Origin of the sequence: Psychrobacter sp. APC 3281 (genome assembly GCF_030407815.1) — a bacterium.
In the GTDB taxonomy this organism is placed as follows: domain Bacteria; phylum Pseudomonadota; class Gammaproteobacteria; order Pseudomonadales; family Moraxellaceae; genus Psychrobacter.
On sequence record NZ_JASDCS010000010.1, the window covers coordinates 74,720 to 96,411 of the forward strand.

The following is a 21,692-nucleotide window of genomic DNA, read 5'->3' on the forward strand; positions in this document are numbered from 1 at the left end:
GGATTATACTATGTCAGACGTTCAAAAAGGTACAGTTAAGTGGTTCAACGAAGCTAAAGGCTTTGGTTTTATCGCTCCAGAAACTGGCGCAGACGTTTTTGCTCATTACAGCGAAATCACTGGTTCAGGTTTCAAAACTTTGGCTGAAGGCCAAGAAGTTGAGTTCACTGTAACTCAAGGCCAAAAAGGCCCACAAGCACATAACATCGTTGCTATCTAATTTGTCTTTATAGACAGATAGATGAATAGATGTAGAAAAGCGAACCTTCGGGTTCGTTTTTTTTCGTCTATGTTTTAGCATTTAGAGACTTGGTATTTAGAGCATTAGTACTTAAGACAATGGTATTAAAGTCAGTACTAGTCCAAGATTAAAGTTTTAACTAATCATATTAGACCAAATGATAGATGCAAAAAGGCCTCCGACTATAGATAGTTGGAGGCCTTTTATATTGTGCAATGACATCAGCAGTTAAGAATGGACATTTAGCTTATTACATAAAGCTAATGCCGATATTGATCAGACCACCGCCCAGTATCAACCAACCAAACATAATAGCACCCAAGATAAGCGGTCTAACGCCAGCTTGCTTGATCGCGCTCAGATGAGTGGTCAGACCTAATGCAAACATGGCCATCGTAAGTAGTACATCATCTAGCATCACCATACTGCGTACGATACTCTCAGACATTGGCACCCATGTATGTATTAATACAATGCCGATAAAGATAAATGCGAACCATGGTACTTTGACTTGTTTGACACGAGTCATAAATGACGCTGTCTCATTTTTACTGCTCTTATCTTCTATAGCGGTATTATTTACGGTACGATCTTTGGTTAGCGCAAACGATAACACAAGCAGGAAAGGTGCAAGCATCATTACGCGTATCATCTTGGTCACGACAGCGGTATCGCCAATCTCGGTATTGATTGCATTGCCCGCGACCACGACTTGCGCCACCTCATGGACGGTTGAGCCAGTGTACATGCCGTACTGCTGGGCGCTGAGCCAAGGCTGTAACCAACCAAGATGATATAAAAAAGGATATAGCAGCATCGCGATAGTGCCAAAAACCACGACGGTTGCCACTGCAATAGTGACTTTATGAGCTTGCGCGTTGACCACAGGCTCTGCGGCAATGACAGCAGCAGCACCGCAAATACTCGTGCCTGAGCCAATCAAGATAACTGTTTCTCTATCGACTTTTAACCATCTAGTACCCAACCAATAGGTCAGCAAAAAGGTTGACGTCAATACGAGCGCGTCAGTCATAATCGCTGGCATACCGACGCTCGCAACTTGCGTCATGGTCAGTTTAAACCCATAAAACATAATCGCTAAGCGCAATATCTGACCCTTTGCAAAGCAAACACCGCCGTTTAAACGTTCAGTGAACTTGGGGTAGATGGTATTGCCTAATATCATGCCTAGCAAAATTGCTAGCGTTAAAGATGACAAGCCGACGATACGCCCGTTTGACCATACATCTAAACTGCTGTCCAACCATAAGCAGAACAAACTACCAATCAGAACGACTACCAATCCCGCTAAGTGACGGTGATTAGGGGTATAGTTATGAACGGAGTTGCTGACTGATTGGACGAGTGTATGCATAACGCGGCATCCTATTACTTATATTAAGCTAAGCATAAGCTTATGAATAGACAGTATATGCCCGCTGCATTTATAATAAAAACAGATTAATAAGATATAAACTATCGATTTTTTAGGTTACAGTTTATAATAAAAATAGATATACCGCGCATGAGCAGCAAAAAAGACAAAAATCACGGATAAAACAGCGCAAAAACTGACATAAAGCAACATAGGGCATTATTAATATCATGAAAAAATCTGTGCAGACAGTGCCAAAGATTACGCTTAAGCAGCTTGCTGTTTTTGTCAGCATTTATCAGACAGGTAGCACCAGTCGCGCCAGTGAGGAGCTGCACTTATCACAATCAGCAGTCAGTAGCGCACTGACAGAGTTAGAGTCTAGACTACAGATGCCGCTATTTGAGCGCGTCGGTCGTCGGCTCAATCAACACCCTAATGCCCATCCTATTTATATACAGGCACAGGCTATTTTGGGTCAGTCGCTCACGCTTGAGCATTATCATCAGTATCAAGCAGGACAGATTCATATCGGTGCCAGTACTACTATCGGCAACTACGTGCTGCCGTCATTGCTTGGCAAGCTATATGAAGCGCTACCCGATGCCAATGTCGATATGTATATTGCCAATACTCAAGAGGTAGTTAGCGAGGTTGAGCAACTAAATATCGATATCGCGCTGGTAGAAGGAATGCCGCGTCCGATAGATATGAAAGTTATTGAGCAGCGTGAATGGCGCACCGATACACTAATGATATTTGCCAAGCGTGATAGCAAGTGGCTAAAGAATGTAGCTACCTATAGCGAAGACGAGGACTGCTATCAGCTGAGTATTAATCAGCTAGCGCAGTTGCCTTTACTGGTGCGTGAGGCAGGGTCAGGCACACGGCAGATTATCGACGAGCAATTGCTTAAGTATCTACCTAATGCAGAAGTGGTAAAGGCGATACATCAATCAGAGGCCATCAAGCACATGGTGAGTGCAGATATTGGTCTTGGCTGCCTATCGCAGCATGTGATTGAGACGGAACTCTCGACAGGGACGTTGGTACAAGTGAACGTGGCGGGAATTGATCTATCAAGGACATGGTGGCTGGTCTGGCATAAAGCCCGTCATCAAAGCCCCATTTGGCAAACCTTTATAGATATTATCCAACAGGACTGATTGAGATAATTTTCAAATTATTAGCCATAAAAAAGCGCAGCGTTGAAAGTTACTCTGCGCTTTTTTTTCAGGGATTCTTTAATAATATAAGACAATCAAAGCATATTGTTATGCGGAAACAGGCTTGTCCAATCTCACGACAAAGCTATCGCAAGGTACATTGGGCAAGATATTATCCGCAGTTGCGCCACTTATCCATGCAGCGATACCAGTACGCTTATGACGACCGATGACCAATAGATCGACATCGTGTTTATGACAGTAGCTGACAATACCTTCACTGCTAGAGATGGCAGTCGTGACTTCTGACGTTGCTGCATTTAGCTGATTGCGTTCAAGAAATTGTGCCAGCTTTGCACGCGCTTCTTGGCAGCGTTCATCGTCAATCTCATCGTATAGGCTAGAGGCGGGCACCAGCTCATAGCCGAAGCCAACCATGGTGTCTTTGACAATATGCAAAACAGATAGCTTAGAGCCTGGACGGTTTTCAACGATGCGCTTGGCCTTTTGGGCGACTATATCTGCATCAGAGAGTAAGTCGGTGACCAGTAAAATATGTTCGTAACTCATAGCGTCTTCCTCAGGTCAGATAGTATTTACTATAGCACTACTCTAGGGCGCTGTTAAGTAAAGCTTGTCGTCTTTAGCAGCGGATGGGAGCGATGCCAATTATTCCAAGACAGGCTGATCAAGCTTCACCACTAAGCTGTCGCAAGGGACATTTGGCAAGATGCTATCGGCAGTGGCTCCTACCAACCAAGCAGCGATACCATGGCGCTCATGGCGTCCAATGATAAGTAAGTCGACGTCTTTTTCACGGCAGTAATTAATGATACCTTTGCTATTAGAGATGGCAGCGGTGACCTCAGAGTTGATCGCTTCTAGCTCATTACGTGCCAAAAATTGCGCCAGCTTAGCCCGTGCTTCTTGCCACTTTTCACTATCGACATCACCCGAGAGGCTAGAGGCAGGCACGAGCTCATAACCGAAGCGCACCATGTCATCCTTGACTATATGCAAGACGGACAGTCTGGCTTCAGGAGAGCCTGCGAGAATACGTTTGGCTTTTAGCGCCACTTTGTCCGCATCGGATAGCAAATCAGTGACCAGTAAAACGTGTTGGTAGCTCATAAAGTACTCCACTCCTGTTAATAGTTAACTTTATAGTAGCAGCGCAGGCTATCTTTGTTAAGTGATAAATCCATAATTAAATTGTGGATATTTATAAATTTGTAACTATAAGGCTCTGATAGCTAAAGTTGATAACCGCGTAGATTATGTGGTGGATTATTGCGTGGCTGCCGCCTTGACTTATCCATGTTACAGCCCCACTAATAGCGCTAAGCCAACTCTTTTTTAGCCAATTTATTACTCTATTTTCCCTGACATTCAGGGCACTATACGCATAATAAGCGATAAGGATAACTATGACGGACACGCCATTTACTACTGATTTAACCTTGCATCCAGCATTTGAGCTGATTGAGCATCGCCATATTGAGGCGCTATCGATGGATGTGCTGATCAGTCAGCATGTGAAGACAGGCGCGATGCACTATCATTTAGCGCACCCAAGCGATGAAAATGCGTTTTTGGTGGGCTTTCGCACTCAGCCGATGGACTCAAAAGGCGAGGCGCATATTTTGGAGCACGTCGCATTGTGTGGCTCTAAGAAATTCCCAGTACGTGACCCGTTCTTTTCAATGATCAAGCGCTCATTAAACACGTTTATGAATGCGATGACCGCAGCCGATTGGACGGCGTATCCGTATGCCACGCAAAACAAAAACGACTATTTTAATTTGCTTGCTGTGTACCTTGATGCGTCGTTTTTCCCAAATATCCACCCGCTTGATTTTGCGCAAGAAGGCATCCGCGTAGAGCTGGACGAAAACGATAAGCCACAGTTTAAAGGTATCGTCTTTAACGAGATGAAGGGCGCGATGAGTGGCGAGATTGATCAGCTTTATCATACGGTTGCGCATCATCTATTCCCAACGACGACTTATCACTACAATTCAGGTGGCGATCCTGCTCAGATTCCTGATTTAACGCATACTGAGCTGACAGCTTTTCATGAGAGTCACTATCACCCATCGAATAGTGTCATCATGAGTTTTGGTAATATTCCTGTTGCTGAGACGCAAGCGAAAATACACGAAGATGCTTTGATTCAATTCGAAGCAGGTAAAAAACACGTATCGCGTCCAGAGCAGCGTTTGTCTGCACCTATTAGTGCAGTTGACACGTACACTGCTGATGAAGCCGGTCCAGATCAGACCCATCACGTGGTCGCTTGGTTGTTGCCGTCGATCACTGATCCTAAGCAGCGTTTGGCGCTGCGTTTGCTCGAAGGCGTACTGATTGAGCATTCAGGCTCGCCACTACGTGCTTATTTGGACAGCCATCCACTGGGTAAAGCGCCAAGTCCGCTATTAGGGCTGGATGACAGTCATTATGAAATGGTCTTTTATACGGGTCTGCGCGGCTCTAACCCAGAGCATGCCGAAGCGGTCGAGCAAGGCATTATTGACTTGCTGACTGAGGTGGCAAGCGCGCCAGTTGATGACGAAACGATCGAGACCATTCTGCATCAGATTGAAATTGATCAGCGTCACATCGGCGGTGATAGCATTCCTTATGGTCTAAACCTGATGTTAGAGGGCTTTAGTACTGCCATTCATGATGGTAACCCTATCGATGTGTGGGAAGTGGATGAGCATCTACAGTGGTTGCGCGAGCAAGTGGTCGATCCGCAGTGGCTACCGAACTTAATCAAAACGCATCTGCTGGACAATCAGCACCGTGTGCGCGTGACAATGACGCCAGATAGCGAAAAATCAGCGCGCCTTGCTGCAGCAGAGCAAGTGCGTCTAGATACCATCGCGATGGATCTGAGCGCTGATGATAAAGATATCTTGCACAAGCAAGCATTAGATCTGGCCGCACGCCAAGCTGCGCCTGATGATTTGAGCTTATTGCCAAAGGTAGGTCTAGAAGACGTACCAACCGATATTAGCTTTAAAGAAGGCACCCAAAAGCAGGTGCGTCTGAGCGGGCAAGACAGTACGCTATTTGAGTACGAAGCAGGTACTAACGGTATCTATTACTATCAGGTGATCGTACCGCTCACTGAAGCCATTGGTAACGGCAACGCAGATGAGTTACCAGTGAATGATGTCATCAATCATCCATTGCTACCGATTTATTTAAGCCTACTATCAGAGCTGGGTACTGACTCGATGAGTGCTCATGAGATGCAGGCCAAGCAAGCCGCGCATTCTTCGGGTGTGACCGCGCGTATCAGCCAGCGTACCCACGTGGATGATAGTCAATCGATTAGCAGCTACTTTGTCGTGGCAACGCGCGCGCTCAACCGCAAACCTGAAGCGATTGATTTGCTCAAAGAAGTGATGGAACACAGCATCTTTACTGAGCATGATCGCATCAAAGAAATCTTGCAACAGCGTCAAGCAGGTTGGCAGTCAAACCTAGCGGGATCAGGGCATTCTTATGCGATGCAAACGGCTAGTCGTGGTATGAGTCGCCAAGCGCAGCTAGAGTATGTGCGCAGCGGTCTACCAGCATTGAACGCACTTAAAGATTTCTTAGCACATGCTAGTACAGATGATGCGCAGTGGGATCAACTGGCTACGAGCTTGATGGACTTACATCAACGTCTCATCAGCCTGCCTAAGCATGCGGTTATTATCTGTGAAGCAGAGCAAACCGAACGCTTGAGTAGCTTAATTGTTGATAGCTGGAAAGACAGCCAAGCGACGACCGCTTCTAATGATTTAACGAACGCAGCAGCAAATATCCCAAGCGAGTTTGCAAATCTGCAATTAGATACTGCGTTAAATGGTGCGAATGATACGGGTAAGGCGTTAGAGAGTGGCGACGATGTTAAAAACGACGTGCTCGAGGTTGCAGATCTAGCATGGCTAGTACCAACCAATGTCTATCACAATGCCAGTGCTTATACTGTGCCTGCTGCTGACCATCCTGATACCGCTGCACTCATGGTATTAGCGCCTTACTTACGTAACGGCTATTTGCACAGTGCGATTCGTGAGCGCGGCGGTGCCTACGGTGGCGGTGCAGGTTACGATGCCAACGCTTGTGCCTTTAAGTTCTTTAGCTATCGTGATCCGCAATGCGCTGAGACCTTTGCGCACTTTGATGCCAGTATCGAGTGGCTATTGAACGAACCACAAACTGATGAGCAGTTGGAAGAAGCTATCCTAGGTATCATCTCAGGTATGGATAAGCCAGGCTCTCCTGCAGGTGAGGCGATCAAAGCCTGCTTTGCAAATCTGCATCATCGCGGTGTCGACTGGCAGCGTAAAATGCGTGCGTCAATATTGGCCGTCACGGTCGCTGATTTGCAGCGCGTTGCCAAGCAATATCTACAAGGTCAAAAGCATGTACGTGCAGTGCTAGCGCCTTACGACAAAGAAGAGGCAGTAAAAGGTCTAGGCTTTGAGGTTTGTAGAATAAAGAGCTAAGACAATTAGGTTTGTTTTTGATTAAAAGTTAAGCACAGAAAAGCCAAGCATCATGCTTGGCTTTTTGCGGTTAGGTAATTGACTAATATCGTTTGATACTCAAATCTTTGCCAATTTTGTCTTGATGAATTGGAAATTCTGACAACTCGTTATACTGCTTACGATCAGCAAAGTAGCTTTTTAAAGTACGGCGAATGGCTTCAAATGCCAGTGTATCCCATGGGATGTCTTCTTCGCTAAACAGTGCACAGTCGAGACTTTCTGAGCCAATACCATACGCGCCATCTTTTAGATCGGCTAGATAAATAGAGTAGATCTGCCCAATATCTGGCAAATCATAAATGCAGTATAGATGCGGATTCAGTACGATGGCATCTGCTTCTTCGTAGCTCTCGCGTGCGGCACCCTCAGCCATGGTCTCGCCATTTTCCATAAAACCTGCAGGTATCGTCCATAGCCCATATTGTGGCTCAATGGCACGGCGGCAGAGTAGTACTCTATTTTCATGTACCACCAGCGAGCCACAGATAACTTTTGGGTTTTCGTAGTGGATATAGTGACAATTGGGGCAAACCAAGCGCGGCATATTATCTGTAGGTGGGATTTTTCGTTCTGCTTCATGACCGCATTGGAGACAATAGCTCATACCAACTACCTTTATTAGTAAATATTATGTGTCCACTTATCTTAAAAGTTTTTTTGCCATTCTGATGTTTGCTTTTGTATACAGCAGCGATAGTGACAAATACTTTTGAGGATATCCTTTTACTTTTAATGAGAAAAGCTATTTTATTTAAGTTTTATGATTACAACAAAAACGCTCTGACAGCTCATTTCAATCGCCATCAGAGCGTTCTTATCTTATCGAGTATATCCCACATAGGAATTAGGTCATAAAAATTAGGTTATAGGCATTAGGTTTTTGTTTTGAGCATCTGTGTGCGTAGTCCACCGGCTACCGACGCAGAAATAGGAATCAATGGTGTTACAGTGGCTTGAAAGTCATGATAAAGATCTTCGCGCGTTGGATATACTACCGTACTTAAATTGCCATCTGCATCCACTTCATGACGCCAGCCGCCGTGCTCAAGATCAATCAAAGTACTGGCGATATAATCCCAAGCTAAGCGGTAGTAATGCTCAAAGCGTGGATCATCCGTACGGCGCGATAGCATCAGTGCGGTATTTGCCATTTCAGCCTGTACCCAGTAAGGACGGTTTGGTATTGAAATCTCATCATCCCAGCCAATGGTATAGACCATGCCGGGCTGACCATCAGATGCCCAGCCGTGATCGATAGCACTATCAAATAATGTGACGGCATCAGGTAGCAGCCAATCAGGTACGTCATAACCATGCGCAATACAAGCAGACTCAACCTTGAGCAGCAGTCCTGCCCATTCTGCAAAGTGACCGGGTGTAAGCCCCCAAGGTCGCAGGTCATCAGAAGGTTCATTCGCATCGTAGTCGGGCAACAGATTCCACCCACTATCAAAATGTTCAGGTAGGCGACCATCGTAAGTATTAGGAATATCATGGCCGAAACGCTTGGCTAAGTGTAGTGCGTGGTCTAGCCAACGCGTTTCACCCGTGGCATCTGCCAGTGCTAAGCAGGCTTCAGTCGTATGCATGTTGCAATTAGCACCGCGATAATCTTCGGGATCAGACCAGTCAGCCGCAAAAGAAGGTAGCATCGATTGTTCATCTTCTAACCAAAAATACTGATCGATAACGGTTATTGCAGCTTCCATGAGCTCTGAACCGCGCGGGCGACCAGCAATGCTAGCAGAAGCGCCAGCAAGCGCGACAAATGCATGTAGATAGGCGTTTTTGCGTGATGGGTTTTCATGAGTTGAAGAAGCATCACTGAACCAACCGCCATGTACCGAGTCGCGTAATGGGCCATCAAGCAACGCATCTAGGCCATGGTCAGCAAGTGTTGCTGCACCCGGTATACCCATTAACGCCGCTAGCGCATAGCAATGAACCATCCTCGCAGTGATGATGCTCTTTGCTGTGTCATCTACCATGTTGCCGTCGTGACCGAGAGTAGCAAATCCTGAGGGCACGCGCGCTTTGGCATAATGTTCGAGCAAACGTTGTCCTTCAGCAAGCAACCAGCGGCGATGCATACTGCTATCTGCCCAGCAGACAGATAGCAGGTCAGAGCAGTCAAGAGAATCCATGATATCAGCCATTGGTAATCATGCCTCCGTTTATGTGTAAAGTCTGCCCGGTCACAAAGCTACTATCTTGGCAAGCAAGAAATACATAGGCAGCACCCATCTCACGTGGCTGACCCATACGCCCCATTGGTGAAGACATGGACTCTAAAATATCTTTATCAAAGTCTTTAAATACCAGTTGAATCTCACTGACTACAGGACCTGGTGCTACCTGATTAACACGAATACCGCGACTAAGTAGTTGTTGCGATAGCGCGCGGGTGTAGCCGACGATAGCACCTTTGGTTGCGGTGTACGGCACCAATACATCGTTGCCGACATACGCATTCACTGAGGTGGTATTGATGATGCTATCGCCTTCTTTCATATGCTCAAGGGCGGCGCGGGTTGCATAAAACATCCCTGCCATATTGACATCGAAATGCTGTTGCCAGTCTTCATCACTGACCTCAGACAAATCATGATACGGCTTTTGCATACCAGCATTGTTGACTAGCACATCAATGCCGCCCCATTTTGCCACGACGGCTTCGACTGCCTCTTTGCAACTACTGCTATCTGCTGTATCACCCTGCAATACCAACGCGTCTACGCCTTCTGCTTCAATACCTTCACGTGTCTCATTCGCGCTCTCTTCATCAGAGTGATAAAGGATAGCAACTTTGGCACCTTCGCGTGCCATATGAAAAGCCACTGCGCGACCGATACCACTGTCCCCACCAGTGATTAAAACGCGCTTATCAGCCAGTTTTCCTGAGCCTTTATAATTATCATTAATGTATTCAGCAGGTGGCATCATGTTGTCGATTTGGTCTGTCATAATCTGTATCCTTCGTTCTTTTGAGGTGTCATCTATTTTTATTACAGCAAACCTATGACGCTGGCATCGATATTTTTATAATGCTATTTTAGAATGTCTGCCTCATAGTCTTGCTAATGACTATCATAATACTCAGATACATTTTTTGAAATATTACTCGGTTAATGTTTGGTAATTTAAAAATGCGGTTATGAGACTTATTACCATGAACGAATATCAAGCAAAAAGGATATTGGGAAAGTCTCATTCAATAAAGCTATCACCGTCTAAAATAAACGGGATAAGGCATTGAGTAATTTAAACAGGTATGAAGACACGGCAAAAAATAGTCGTGTAGTTGAAAGACTCACCTTGATAGAGACTCAGTCTACATAACAAAGCCTATACATAAGCGGCAAGCAATTTTATATTTATCATAGTGACCCGATATATGTATAGCAATCAGCCGATACGTTAATGAATCGTACTTTGTCTGAAACGACATCAATATGAGATGCATCTACTAAAGCAATAATCGGACTGATAAGAAAGGCTGCCATACTAGCAACAGGTTATACTGGTATGCTGGCACAGGTATTTTCATGGAGAATATGAAGATGACCACTTATAGGATTTGATAATGACCATACCCGAAAATATTGATTTCTTTAACAAGTTTAGCGTCGCTGTCCCAAGTTTTATTCGTCATCCTACACTCAGAAAACTGGCCGAGCGAGTACAGCACGAGACATTGAACGCGCTGACGAGTCCAGCGATGTACGAGAGTGGCAACACCTCACAAAGTACGCGTATTTTGGACAGCTTATATCAGACACCCATTGCTGATGCATCGATATTGGTCGCGATTACTCATGAGCGCAGGCCTAAATTATTATTAACACGCCGCGCCGCTCACATGAACAGTCATGCGGGTGAAGTGTCTTGTGTGGGTGGTAAACATGATCGAGGCGATGGAAATAATGTCGTTACCGCATTGCGTGAAGCCTGCGAAGAAACAGCGCTACCGCCTAATAAAGTCCAGTTGCTTGGTCAGCTACCGATCCAAACGTCCAAAAGTGGTATGAGTGTACGTCCAATCGTCGCGCTTATCGCCCCAGGTCTGGTACTCGTACCTGAAGCGGGAGAGATATCACGTATCTTTTGGGCAGATTTAGAGTCATTAGTCACTCAACCAACGGTAGAGTATGAAATTGAGTATAAGATGCAAGAGCAAATGGCTACCATACTGACGCCGAGCTGGCAGGTCGATGGTGAGACAGTATGGGGACTAACAGGACGGGTAATTGCTAACCTATTAGAAACAGGATTTGATCGACAGCTCGAATGGTATTACCGCGTAGAAAACAAACGCTGATAAATGTCATCTACTTATAATATAGTCGATGCAATTTAAAAGTAGTACAAGGCAACCGAGTGTAGATGTATATGTGATACTTCAAACGAGGTTAACGCAGTAATGCTTTTATAGTGGAATGACTAGGATCATCTACTTATAATAATCATCGTTCTTTTTCAGCCACCAGTTCATATTGTCTTGGCGTTTGGCACGGAATGCTTCTAGCTTATGGGCTACGGACGCATTATGCTGCCGTGCAGTATCGAGCGCAAAAAGAATCGGCACTGAAGACAACACACCAAAGCGTATCTTCGATTTTGGTAAGTCCAGCCCATCGCCTATATCATCACCGACCAAAGTGCGAGTGACACTCGCGTTGACCATTTCAACAAAACGTCCACGGCGATTGTCTTCACCCATCAGCTGACGCGGTAAATCATGCAATGCTTTTGCCAATGGCTGACCCATCTTAAAATCTAGCTGCTGTATCGATAGATAGGTATAGAGCCATTCCCAACACGCGGCCTCATCTTTTGGTAAACGACCTAAATCAACCCCCATCCAATAACTGGCAAGATTCCATAGATGCAAGATACCTTCGGCTTCTTCTGTACTAATACGTGCGCCCAGTAGTCGTAGACCGCGCATAATCAGTAAGGAGAACTGCAAGTGGGTGGCAATCATATCGGTTTGATTGATAGGGATGCCCCAATAGTCAGTATTCCAACTGCCGTCAGGGTTATGATGTTGCTCGGCGTTTGGTATCACGCCTGTAGCAGCACTGCCTTTCCCTTTGAGTAGGTTCTGCCGTATCAAGGTATGTATCTGACGTACTTGGATCGATTGTCGCCAGCCCTCAGAGCCAATCGCCAATACTTGATCGATAGGTTGAGAGTGATTGCGCATGCTCATATCTGATTGTGGATGCTCAGACACCGCCAAGATATAGGCATAGGTACGCATCAATCGCGGTAGCGCATCATGCATCAGTGCACCTGTCTGAATGAGTGGTAGTGATAGAGCTGGGATGCTATAGCCTGCCATCAGAGCAACATTACGCAGTAGCCAAATGAGCATTAATGGGTAGCGCCGATAGGCAACCGCGCCTATTTGAGCAAGCTTTGGGTCGAACCAGTCAGGATGGCTGCTAAATTGCTCAGTGAGCGCGCTAAATGATGGATTGGTTGCAAGGTCGTTGTTTACAAGATAATTGCTTGCAGGGTTATTGTTTAGACTATTGCCAATAATAGTATGCTGTAAAGGCTTTGCAAATTTTATGTTTTGAGCGGCTAACGCGTCTGCGAGTGGATCGCCAATATCATAACCTGCCACGATTTCATCAAGTAGAGCAGGCGATATCGTAAAGTCTTTTGGCAATAGATAACGTTTAATGCGTTTTAAAACCTGCAAATCACTATGGTCATCGATAGCAGTGGTACGTCCATGACGCTGATAAGTGTTCGATGATTGAGCATTCGGTGATGGAAAGTCAGATTTGTTAGTTGGAGTACTTGCCGTATTGATGATTTTCTTATCCATAGTTATCAAGTACCGTTTTCAGAGTGAGAACATACCTTAGAACATAAAACTTGCATTGCGATAGCTTCGCATCCCAGTCATTCGTAAAAATTACTGGATTGGTTCAATGAATCTAATTGCTGTTGTGTTGTTCGGATACGGCGTTTGATATCACGAATCTCATCAGATAGAGATAGCAGCCGTGCACGGGCTTCTTTTTCATTAGAAAAGTCTAGCATTTCACCATTTTCTAGCTTATCGAATTCTGATTGGTAAGTATCTAAGAGGCGATTGTCTTTGTCTAATTGACTGTCTAAGGCGTAATAATCTAGCCCTTTTTGATTAGCCGTTTGCAATGTGTTGGCCATAGTAATCGGGCAAACGTTGTTCAACTGACGACCACGTCTACCGATGTTATAGGCATTATTGATGGTGCAGTATTGTTGCAGACCAAGTTTACGACCGCGCTCCCATGCTTGATAGTCAGGGGCGACGCTGGCTTTGGCACAGGCTTTTGTATGAGATGCTAGGCGATCTGAATGATAACCTGCCACGCCATCGTTATAGCCGATAGCCTGCCAGTCACCGACGAGACATTCTTGCTTGGAGAGTGTTGCACAGCCTGCTAGCAGATAGATACTACCGAACACAGATAACCCTAATGCCAGTTGACGTACAACGCGGTGTATAGGTCGGTACATGGTTAGCTCCGATAGCTGTGATAACTATGAACACAAATAAATGATGCAATCAATCAATCACGTTATGCAGCCTTGTCATTGATTGCTAGGTCATTTATAAATATCCTGATAACGCATATACAAATAAAATAGAGCAGCTTATAGTGGCATTACTATTAAGCAATACCACTATAAGCTACTCTACGTTTCATTAATGCGGGCGAGTCAAGTCGACCGATGTACCGCTAGCATTGTCTTTCAAGCTCATTTTCAGCATGATATAACCTGCGATACCAGAGACGATTGAACCCATGATAATACCCAAGCGCTCATCAAACATAGTGGTGTCGCCAGCGAACGCCAAACCACCAATGAACAAACTCATGGTAAAACCAACACCACACAATAGAGCTGCACCGTAGATTTGCTTATAGTCCATACCTTTTGGCATGGTTGAAATACCAAGCTTAAAGATTAACCAGCACATGAACATGACGCCTAACTGCTTACCAATAAACAAACCAGCGGCGATACCTAGCGGTACTGAGTGGAATAGCTCAGCAAAACCTGCGCCTTCGAGCGAGATACCCGAGTTGGCAAAAGCAAAGATTGGCAAAATACCAAAAGCGACGGTGTTGTGCAGATCATGCTCTAGCTCTTCAAGCGGAGAGTGCTCAGGATCAGTACGGTCGAACATCGGAATAAACAGTGCTAATACCACACCTGCCAATGTTGCATGGATACCAGACTTGAGTACGGCAATCCACATGATCAGACCGATGAGTAGATATGGCGTGATATTGGTGACGTTACGGCGATTAAGAACATATAAGAATGGCAAACATAGACCAGCTACGGCTAATGACTCTAATGATAACTCACTGGTATAAAACAAAGCGATAATCAGAATCGCACCAATGTCATCGAAGATAGCAATAGAGACCAAAAAAACCTTTAAAGAGTTGGGTACACGGTTGCCTAAAAGGCTCAAAATACCGAGTGCAAACGCAATATCTGTAGCCGCAGGGATCGCCCAACCTTTCCAAAACTCAGGCTCATTGTAGTTAAAGAGCAGATAGACAATCGCTGGCATAATCATGCCACCCAATGCAGCCCCTGCTGGCAGTATTATCTGCTTGACGTTGGATAGCTCACCGATGAGTACTTCACGCTTAAGCTCTAATCCAACCAAGAAAAAGAAAACCGCCATCAGACCATCATTGATCCAATGATGAGCGTCTTTGGCAATCGCAAACTCACCAATCTGAATGGCGACTGGTGCATGAATAAAACCTTCATACCAAACATTAAGAGGGGAGTTGGCAATGATCATTGCAGCAATGGCAGCCAATGCTAAGACGATACCGCCTGCTGCCTCAAATTCAAAAAATGCTTTAATCCTTCGTATTGCCATATCATCCTCATTCGCTAAATACAATTTACTAAATAACCTCAAATATCCATCAATGTCTGGGCTACCTATAATTTTGAGGTAGCAAATAGACAGAAACAGTTTCTCATACTCTTATCAATATAGACAACAAAATACGTTGAGCCATTGCCAACGGTCTATTTTTTTATATTCACAATAGCAATATTATAAAGAGGATTTAACGAGCACAATAGTTGTAAGTCGTTACATCTTTTTAATAAGTTGCTATTCGGCTGAGCATATTTGGAATGTTATTAGACAAATTTAGCAGACTTTGTTACGTTTTTGGCTTTTTTTACGGTTTTATCTTTATAATGAGCAGCGCTGTGCAACGTGTCATTATTTTTTTTGCTAGCACTGGTAAGCTGTCAGCTTATCGATAACGACATTTTAGCCTTATCTCAGAACGCCTTTTCTCTTCTTATCATATTTTGCAGGTCAGTGTCATGGACTTAACTTTCTCGTTAGAGATTATTTTAATGCTTACTGCGGTGGCCGCATTAGCAGGATTTATTGATGCTATCGCTGGCGGCGGCGGGTTGTTGACTATCCCTGCCATGCTACTGGCCAACATCCCACCAGTATTAACGCTCGGTACCAATAAACTGCAAGCGGCATCAGGCGCATTAGCTGCGTCTATTACTATGATTAGAAAAGGGGTCGTCAAACCGCAACGTATCAAAGTAGCTATCATCGCCGCTTTTATAGGCTCCGTTATCGGCACCATCGCTGTACAGATGTCACCACCTGACTTGCTTGAAAAGGTGATTCCATTTTTGATTGCGGCTATCGGTATCTATACATTATTTGCTCCTAGATTGGGTGAAGTAGAGGCGGCACCGCGTATCTCAGAGGGCAAGTGGCAAAAAGTCGTGGCACCGTTGATAGGTTTTTATGATGGTTATATCGGTCCAGGTACTGGGATGTTTTTTGCGCTTGGCAATGTGGCATTACGTGGTCGTCAAATTATCGAAGCAACAGGCGCGGCAAAAGTATTGAACTTATCGACCAATATTGGTTCGTTAATTTTCTTTATTTTGGGTGGTAACGTACTGTGGAAAGTGGGGCTAGCGATGATGGTTGGACAAACCATCGGTGCCTATTTTGGCTCGCATATGGTGGTTAAAGGCGGTAGCAAATTGATTCGTCCAGTAATTGTATTGGTCTGTCTGGCAATGTTGACCAAGTACGTGTTTGGCTAATTAGTTGTTGATAGAACCGTATTAACCATTATTATTTACTGATTATTGATCATAAAAAAACCTCAGCCAATTTGACTGAGGTTTTTTATTTTATGCACTTCTATCTAGCAAGCGTGGGTTAGCGGCGACGATCAACATCATCGTATTCACTACCCATGATGCCATCACTAAAGACTTCAGAGAACTCACGCTCATTGTCTTCATCGATATGACCATCAAATACATCTTTTGCACCAGCGTTAGGATCGTTGTAAATAGCCAGATCCATTTTGCCTTCTGATTTTGCCACGATAGTAGTTACAGCGGCATCACCACCTACGTTTACAGCAGTACGTAACATATCAAGGATACGATCCACACCCAAGATTAGACCAATACCTTCGATTGGTAGACCTACTTGAGCAAATACCATCGACAGCATGATTAGACCAACACCAGGTACGCCAGCCGTACCAACAGACGCCAGTACTGACATCAAGATAACAGTTAAGTATTCGGTCACACCCAAATCAATGCCGTAAATGTTGGCAATAAAGATGGTCGCAGTACCCTGCATGATAGCCGTACCATCCATATTGATGGTAGCACCAAAAGGAACAGTGAACGACGCAACTGAGTTGTTTACACCCATACGCTTGGTAACCGTACGTAAGGTAATAGGAATCGTCGCGTTCGAGCTTGAGGTACTAAAAGCAAAGATCTGTACTTCACGCATTTTTGCCAAGAACGTCTTGATAGACAAGCCTGAAGACACTTTTAGTACAATCATCATAGTGACAAAGAAGTGGAAGGCCAATGAACCGACCAATACCGCGACATAACCCAGTAGTGACCAAATCAAGTCTAAACCTAGCTCTGCCATTGCTTTGGTCAATAGCGCAAATACACCATATGGTGCAAGGTTCATGATGATCGTGACCATCTTTAAGATGACTTCGTTGATCAGCTCTAGGCTCTGCACTAAGCCTTTGGCAGGTTTACCTACCATCAAGATACTGACACCGATCAAAATAGCAAAGAAGATGATCGATAACATATCACCATTTGCCATCGCGCTGATAGGGTTCGATGGGATAATGTTAGAGAATACATCAAGTAGAGGCGGCGCTGACGCTGCTTCAAACTCAGCTTCCGTTCCGATATTCATGCCTTTACCGATACCGAATAACGAGCCAAGACCAATTGCAGTCGCAATAGCGAGTGCAGTGGTTATCATATAAATAATGAACGTTTTGGTACCAATACGTCCAAGTAGGCGAATATCACCAATACCGCATACACCGCAAATCAGTGAGATAAGCACCAAAGGTACGACCAACATTTTTAGCGAGTTGACAAATAGTTTACCAACAATGGCAAGGAAGCCATTGGTGATGTAAGTGTTAACAAAGCCACCTTCGCCGTTCAATCCTGAGTAGTTTAGAAATAGGCCCAGTCCAATACCGAGCACCATGGCAACAATGATCTTGCCCGTCAGTCCCAAATTCTTCCACATAATTCATATCCTTTGTGTGCATAACAGCTTTATAGTAAGTGTTCATTAGTCAACATGATTGTACTTATCAGCCTTACTACAAAGCTTGTTATGACTATTAAGTTCCCGTGATTGTCGCTCGATGTCACATTTTCGTGGACAATATAAAAGAATAGCTAAGGGCACTGCAAGATTTTTTTCTGATTTTATTCTAAATGTACATTCCTCGTTACAACTATGTGCCCATAATATAGTCAATATTTATTCTAAACGGTTTGTTTCCCATATGAAACAAAATATTCATGAAAGAGTTTTTAGGGTAAGCAAATATGTCAAACTATTAATATTGAACCATTGGTTTTAAATCATCATAATGAAAAGAAAAGAATAAGACTCATATGATTAATTAAGCTCAGGATTTCCAATAGATCAAAAAAAGCCAGACTATCGTTTATAGATAGTCTGGCTAATAAAAAGTAAAAATTTTACTATAAAATCTAATAATACTCAGTTTCTAATAGCAATATTAAAAGTAGAATGGACCATTAAACCTTATCGTCTTCTTCACGTGATAAGGGTGATTGGCGTTCTAAAGGTTTGATATCATTATCACTTACTTCAGTATTTATCTCGTCAGGTGGTGCAATATGACGATTATGATTGTTACCCATACGCTCGTTAAGATGTGATTCAGCATCACGATGGCGATGATCGAGTGCCTCTATCTCAGGCTCTGACTCTTCAAAATCTGTCTGCGAATTTACTTCTTTGACAGTATCTTGCTCACTCACCAACTCTACATCGCCATCACTTTCATAACCATGATTAGGATTGGCATCGCCAGTATGGTTTTCTGTATTTGCAGTGCTGTCTAGATCATTAACAGCTGGTTCGTTAGTGGCTAGCTCATCAACGGCAGATGCATCGGTATCCACAGCGATACCGTTTTTACTCTGAGTTTGTCTTTTTAGCTGTGCATAATCAGTCAGTTGATGAACTGCATTTTCAAGCGCATGCGGATTATCACGTTCTAGCGCTTCCGATAGATTCTCGTCAAACGTATCGGTCAATAACGAATCAAAACGCATGGCATTATATTGAATCAGAACTTCTGCTTCTTCTTCGGTAATGCCGCCATTTTGACTGGCGTGTACCACATGGTCTTCAAAGGTTAGACCTTCAAAGCTGTCTTGATGCTCTGCCTTTTTGAACTTCTGCCACAATGGTTCGATTTCCACCAACGTCTGATAAGCATGTTCCATACGACCAGTCACATCGTCTGCATCGGTATTGTAATAAACCATGGTTTTCAGATAGTCGCGGAACGGATTGGCTGCAAAATCATCCATGAAAGTATCGCCCAACTGGCGTTTCAGCTCATCGCTTGCTGGGGTAAAGATACGTCCACTTGGGAAAGTCACAAAGCTAACCACATTGGCTGCCATACGATTCGGGAAGTTGGCAAAGAATGACACAAAGGCTTCTTGAATCGTGTACAAGCTGTTTTGTAGCGCAACTTCGGCATGCAATCGCTCAGATTCTGATTTACTACCATGCTCATAGAACTGCAAAATAGCAGTCGCAATAAATAGATGACTATGAATATCTGCTAAACGACCAGAGAGCATCTCTTTACGCTTTAAATCTCCTGCTAGCAGTCCTAATGCCATATCAGCAGTTAGGGCAAAGCTCGCACTTAAACGGTTGATATGTTTGTAGTAGGGACGGGTAAAAGCATCTGCGAAACTCGGAGCCTTATCGCTACCGCCAATATAGCCTGCGACAAAGGCTTTTGCACCACGGTTAAACGTGTAACCCAAATGCTTGAAGAAAAGGGTATCGAATTTTTCAGTGGCAGCAGCTTTATCTTCGCTCTGTAGTAACTGAAGCTCATCGAATAAATAAGGATGGCAACGCATCGCACCTTGACCAAAGATCATGAGCGAGCGGGTCAAAATGTTGGCGCCTTCAACCGTGATAGAGACAGGAATCGCTTGATAAGGTGTCGCTAAGAAATTGCGCGGACCCATCTGTACAGCACGACCACCGACCACATCCATACCGTCGTTGACGACGCTACGCATGGTTTCAGTCGCATAGTATTTGGCCATGGCAGTCATGACTGATGGCGTGCCACCTTGGTTTAATCCGCAAGTGACTAAGTGACGGAACGCTTCTAACATATAAGTGTTACTCGCCATACGGCTAGTAGCATCCTGTACACCTTCAAATTTACCTACGGATATCTTGAACTGTTCGCGAACTTTTGCGAATGCACCGACAGACAGATACGTCATTTCACTGGCTGATGTCGATAGAGCTGGTAGAGAAATACCTCGACCAACGCCCAAGCATTCCATCAGCATACGCCAGCCGCGACCAGCATTCTCGACACCGCCAATAATATAATCTAGTGGGATAAAGACGTCTTTACCATCGACCGTACCATTCATAAACGGTGAGCCGATTGGATTATGACGTGGCCCTGTTACAACACCTTCGTGATTAGCTGGAACAAGGGCACAAGTGATACCGTAATCGGTCTTTTCAGGATTACCAAGCAGACCTTCAGGATCGTGCATTTTAAACGCTAAACCAACGACAGTAGCGACAGGTGCTAGGGTGATCCAACGCTTAGAGAAGTTCATGCGTAAGCCAAGCACTTGCTCGCCTTCGTGCATACCGTAGCAGACTACACCTGTATCAGGAATCGCACCTGCATCAGAGCCCGCTTCAGGCCCAGTTAAACCAAAGCAAGGCACTTCATCCCCTTTCGCAAGACCTGGTAACCAGCGCTGCTTTTGCTCGTCCGTACCGTAATGCATCAATAGCTCACCAGGGCCAAGTGAGTTGGGAACCATACAGGTCACAGCGGCAGTCGGCGAGCGCGAAGCGATTTTACTCATTACACGACTTTGCGCGTAGGAGCTAAATTCTAAGCCGCCAAATTCTTTTGGAATGATTAAACCTAAGAAACCATTACTTTTGATAAATTGCCATGCTTCAGGTGATAGGTCTTTATCTTTATGCTGAATTTGCCATTCATCAAGCATGGCACATAAGGTTTCTACTTCATTATCGATGAAACTCTGCTCCTCTTCTGAGAGCTGCGGATAAGGATAATTGGCAAAGGTATCCCAGTTTGGCGCACCCATGAACAGCTCTTTTTCCCACCAGCTAGTACCCGCATCAAGCGCTTCACGTTCTGTATCACTCATACTCGGCATCGCACCACCCAGCGCCTTATAGACAGGCTTAGTGATTAACGATTGGCGAAGCGGCGCAACGAGTAAGACCAAGCACAGTAATGCCATTGGTATACCCAAAATGAGCGACCATGGGCTGATAATTGCGGTAACGATAACCGTAATCAGGGCGACGATGCTACCGGTGACCCGTGATAAGGACAACAAAAAGATGGCCAAGACCACGGCTAACTGAATGATGACTGCCAAAATAAACAAGCCAATTGCCATGACTATCTCCTTTAAAGCGCTGAATAAGAAATGCGAAAAGTACGTAAGTGAATAAGCTAACTATAATTATTTTTTGTCTTGCCATTTACCGTCTTATAAATATGTCGAATGATTTGTTAATCCATAAATGCTCAGTTCTACGACGTTTTACGACTTTTAAATAATAGTATTAATGGTCTAGTAAGTAATTGACAAATAAATGACAAGAATGGCTACTAATATGAAACAGTTGTCGATAACTATCAAGAGCCAAAATGCTACGCTCTGTCGATGATATG

General features: G+C 44.4%; 16 protein-coding genes. 5 read left to right on the plus strand and 11 right to left on the minus strand.

Annotated elements, in window-relative coordinates:
- The first annotated feature begins 10 nt into the window (after positions 1-10).
- Entirely contained in the window at positions 11-220 is a 210-nt protein-coding gene (locus tag QL886_RS10155) for a cold-shock protein (protein ID WP_045453470.1), read from the plus strand.
- 271 nt (positions 221-491) lie between these two features.
- On the opposite strand, the gene QL886_RS10160 is transcribed toward QL886_RS10155, so the two are convergent.
- A complete protein-coding gene (locus QL886_RS10160) occupies positions 492-1,616 on the minus strand; it encodes a YeiH family putative sulfate export transporter (protein ID WP_290178624.1) in 1,125 nt (374 codons plus the stop codon).
- A gap of 230 nt (positions 1,617-1,846) precedes the next feature.
- On the opposite strand from QL886_RS10160, the gene QL886_RS10165 reads away from it, so the two are divergent.
- Entirely contained in the window at positions 1,847-2,782 is a 936-nt protein-coding gene (locus tag QL886_RS10165) for a LysR substrate-binding domain-containing protein (protein ID WP_290178625.1), read from the plus strand.
- A 108-nt stretch (positions 2,783-2,890) separates the two neighbouring features.
- Here the strand turns inward: QL886_RS10165 and QL886_RS10170 are convergent, their stop codons facing one another.
- Both QL886_RS10170 and QL886_RS10175 read right to left on the minus strand, forming a co-directional pair.
- Complete coding sequence (locus QL886_RS10170) at positions 2,891-3,352, minus strand: universal stress protein (RefSeq protein ID WP_057761630.1); 462 nt, start codon at positions 3,350-3,352, stop codon at positions 2,891-2,893.
- Between the two features lie 99 nt (positions 3,353-3,451).
- Positions 3,452-3,913, minus strand: a complete 462-nt coding sequence (locus tag QL886_RS10175; protein WP_102091803.1) for a universal stress protein — start codon at positions 3,911-3,913, stop codon at positions 3,452-3,454.
- Positions 3,914-4,209: 296 nt separating this feature from the next.
- Here QL886_RS10175 and QL886_RS10180 point away from each other — a divergent pair, with 296 nt between their 5' ends.
- Positions 4,210-7,290 carry an insulinase family protein gene (locus QL886_RS10180; RefSeq protein WP_290178626.1) on the plus strand — a complete coding sequence of 1,027 codons (3,081 nt, stop codon included), beginning with the start codon at positions 4,210-4,212 and terminating at the stop codon, positions 7,288-7,290.
- 82 nt (positions 7,291-7,372) lie between these two features.
- Here QL886_RS10180 and QL886_RS10185 read toward each other — a convergent pair whose 3' ends face one another.
- The 3 genes from QL886_RS10185 to QL886_RS10195 all read right to left on the minus strand — a co-directional run bounded on the left by QL886_RS10185 (position 7,373) and on the right by QL886_RS10195 (position 10,296).
- A complete protein-coding gene (locus QL886_RS10185; RefSeq protein ID WP_290178627.1) occupies positions 7,373-7,936 on the minus strand; it encodes an NUDIX hydrolase in 564 nt (187 codons plus the stop codon).
- A 268-nt stretch (positions 7,937-8,204) separates the two neighbouring features.
- Entirely contained in the window at positions 8,205-9,476 is a 1,272-nt protein-coding gene (locus QL886_RS10190; RefSeq protein ID WP_290178628.1) for an AGE family epimerase/isomerase, read from the minus strand.
- A gap of 4 nt (positions 9,477-9,480) precedes the next feature.
- Positions 9,481-10,296 carry an SDR family oxidoreductase gene (locus QL886_RS10195; protein WP_290178629.1) on the minus strand — a complete coding sequence of 272 codons (816 nt, stop codon included), beginning with the start codon at positions 10,294-10,296 and terminating at the stop codon, positions 9,481-9,483.
- Between the two features lie 619 nt (positions 10,297-10,915).
- Here QL886_RS10195 and QL886_RS10200 point away from each other — a divergent pair.
- Positions 10,916-11,650 carry a CoA pyrophosphatase gene (locus QL886_RS10200; RefSeq protein ID WP_057761619.1) on the plus strand — a complete coding sequence of 245 codons (735 nt, stop codon included), beginning with the start codon at positions 10,916-10,918 and terminating at the stop codon, positions 11,648-11,650.
- Between the two features lie 132 nt (positions 11,651-11,782).
- Here the strand turns inward: QL886_RS10200 and QL886_RS10205 are convergent, their stop codons facing one another.
- The 3 genes from QL886_RS10205 to nhaA all read right to left on the minus strand — a co-directional run bounded on the left by QL886_RS10205 (position 11,783) and on the right by nhaA (position 15,244).
- Positions 11,783-13,171 (minus strand): oxygenase MpaB family protein, encoded by a 1,389-nt coding sequence (locus QL886_RS10205; protein WP_290178630.1) that lies wholly within the window; start codon positions 13,169-13,171, stop codon positions 11,783-11,785.
- A 77-nt stretch (positions 13,172-13,248) separates the two neighbouring features.
- Positions 13,249-13,851 (minus strand): DUF2799 domain-containing protein, encoded by a 603-nt coding sequence (locus tag QL886_RS10210; protein ID WP_290178632.1) that lies wholly within the window; start codon positions 13,849-13,851, stop codon positions 13,249-13,251.
- Between the two features lie 190 nt (positions 13,852-14,041).
- Entirely contained in the window at positions 14,042-15,244 is a 1,203-nt protein-coding gene (gene nhaA, locus QL886_RS10215; RefSeq protein ID WP_102091810.1) for a Na+/H+ antiporter NhaA, read from the minus strand.
- A gap of 464 nt (positions 15,245-15,708) precedes the next feature.
- Here nhaA and QL886_RS10220 point away from each other — a divergent pair, with 464 nt between their 5' ends.
- Positions 15,709-16,464: a TSUP family transporter gene (locus QL886_RS10220; RefSeq protein ID WP_057761611.1), complete on the plus strand. Its 756-nt coding sequence runs from the start codon at positions 15,709-15,711 to the stop codon at positions 16,462-16,464.
- 118 nt (positions 16,465-16,582) lie between these two features.
- On the opposite strand, the gene QL886_RS10225 is transcribed toward QL886_RS10220, so the two are convergent.
- Both QL886_RS10225 and QL886_RS10230 read right to left on the minus strand, forming a co-directional pair.
- Positions 16,583-17,959 (minus strand): dicarboxylate/amino acid:cation symporter, encoded by a 1,377-nt coding sequence (locus QL886_RS10225; RefSeq protein ID WP_057761609.1) that lies wholly within the window; start codon positions 17,957-17,959, stop codon positions 16,583-16,585.
- Positions 17,960-18,483: 524 nt separating this feature from the next.
- On the minus strand, positions 18,484-21,414 hold the full coding sequence (locus QL886_RS10230; protein WP_290178634.1) for an acyl-CoA dehydrogenase: 2,931 nt from the start codon (positions 21,412-21,414) through the stop codon (positions 18,484-18,486).
- Positions 21,415-21,692: the final 278 nt, after the last annotated feature.

What these genes read in the sequence shown, in the direction of transcription:
- QL886_RS10180 (WP_290178626.1), top strand. Translation starts at nt 4,210, where the DNA reads ATGACGGACACGCCATTTACTACTGATTTAACCTTGCATCCAGCATTT.
- QL886_RS10175 (WP_102091803.1), bottom strand. Translation starts at nt 3,913, where the DNA reads ATGAGCTACCAACACGTTTTACTGGTCACTGATTTGCTATCCGATGCG.
- QL886_RS10190 (WP_290178628.1), bottom strand. Translation starts at nt 9,476, where the DNA reads ATGGATTCTCTTGACTGCTCTGACCTGCTATCTGTCTGCTGGGCAGAT.
- nhaA (WP_102091810.1), bottom strand. Translation starts at nt 15,244, where the DNA reads ATGGCAATACGAAGGATTAAAGCATTTTTTGAATTTGAGGCAGCAGGC.
- QL886_RS10225 (WP_057761609.1), bottom strand. Translation starts at nt 17,959, where the DNA reads ATGTGGAAGAATTTGGGACTGACGGGCAAGATCATTGTTGCCATGGTG.
- QL886_RS10210 (WP_290178632.1), bottom strand. Translation starts at nt 13,851, where the DNA reads ATGTACCGACCTATACACCGCGTTGTACGTCAACTGGCATTAGGGTTA.
- QL886_RS10160 (WP_290178624.1), bottom strand. Translation starts at nt 1,616, where the DNA reads ATGCATACACTCGTCCAATCAGTCAGCAACTCCGTTCATAACTATACC.
- QL886_RS10165 (WP_290178625.1), top strand. Translation starts at nt 1,847, where the DNA reads ATGAAAAAATCTGTGCAGACAGTGCCAAAGATTACGCTTAAGCAGCTT.
- QL886_RS10220 (WP_057761611.1), top strand. Translation starts at nt 15,709, where the DNA reads ATGGACTTAACTTTCTCGTTAGAGATTATTTTAATGCTTACTGCGGTG.
- QL886_RS10195 (WP_290178629.1), bottom strand. Translation starts at nt 10,296, where the DNA reads ATGACAGACCAAATCGACAACATGATGCCACCTGCTGAATACATTAAT.
- QL886_RS10200 (WP_057761619.1), top strand. Translation starts at nt 10,916, where the DNA reads ATGACCATACCCGAAAATATTGATTTCTTTAACAAGTTTAGCGTCGCT.
- QL886_RS10230 (WP_290178634.1), bottom strand. Translation starts at nt 21,414, where the DNA reads ATGGCAATTGGCTTGTTTATTTTGGCAGTCATCATTCAGTTAGCCGTG.
- QL886_RS10185 (WP_290178627.1), bottom strand. Translation starts at nt 7,936, where the DNA reads ATGAGCTATTGTCTCCAATGCGGTCATGAAGCAGAACGAAAAATCCCA.
- QL886_RS10170 (WP_057761630.1), bottom strand. Translation starts at nt 3,352, where the DNA reads ATGAGTTACGAACATATTTTACTGGTCACCGACTTACTCTCTGATGCA.
- QL886_RS10155 (WP_045453470.1), top strand. Translation starts at nt 11, where the DNA reads ATGTCAGACGTTCAAAAAGGTACAGTTAAGTGGTTCAACGAAGCTAAA.
- QL886_RS10205 (WP_290178630.1), bottom strand. Translation starts at nt 13,171, where the DNA reads ATGGATAAGAAAATCATCAATACGGCAAGTACTCCAACTAACAAATCT.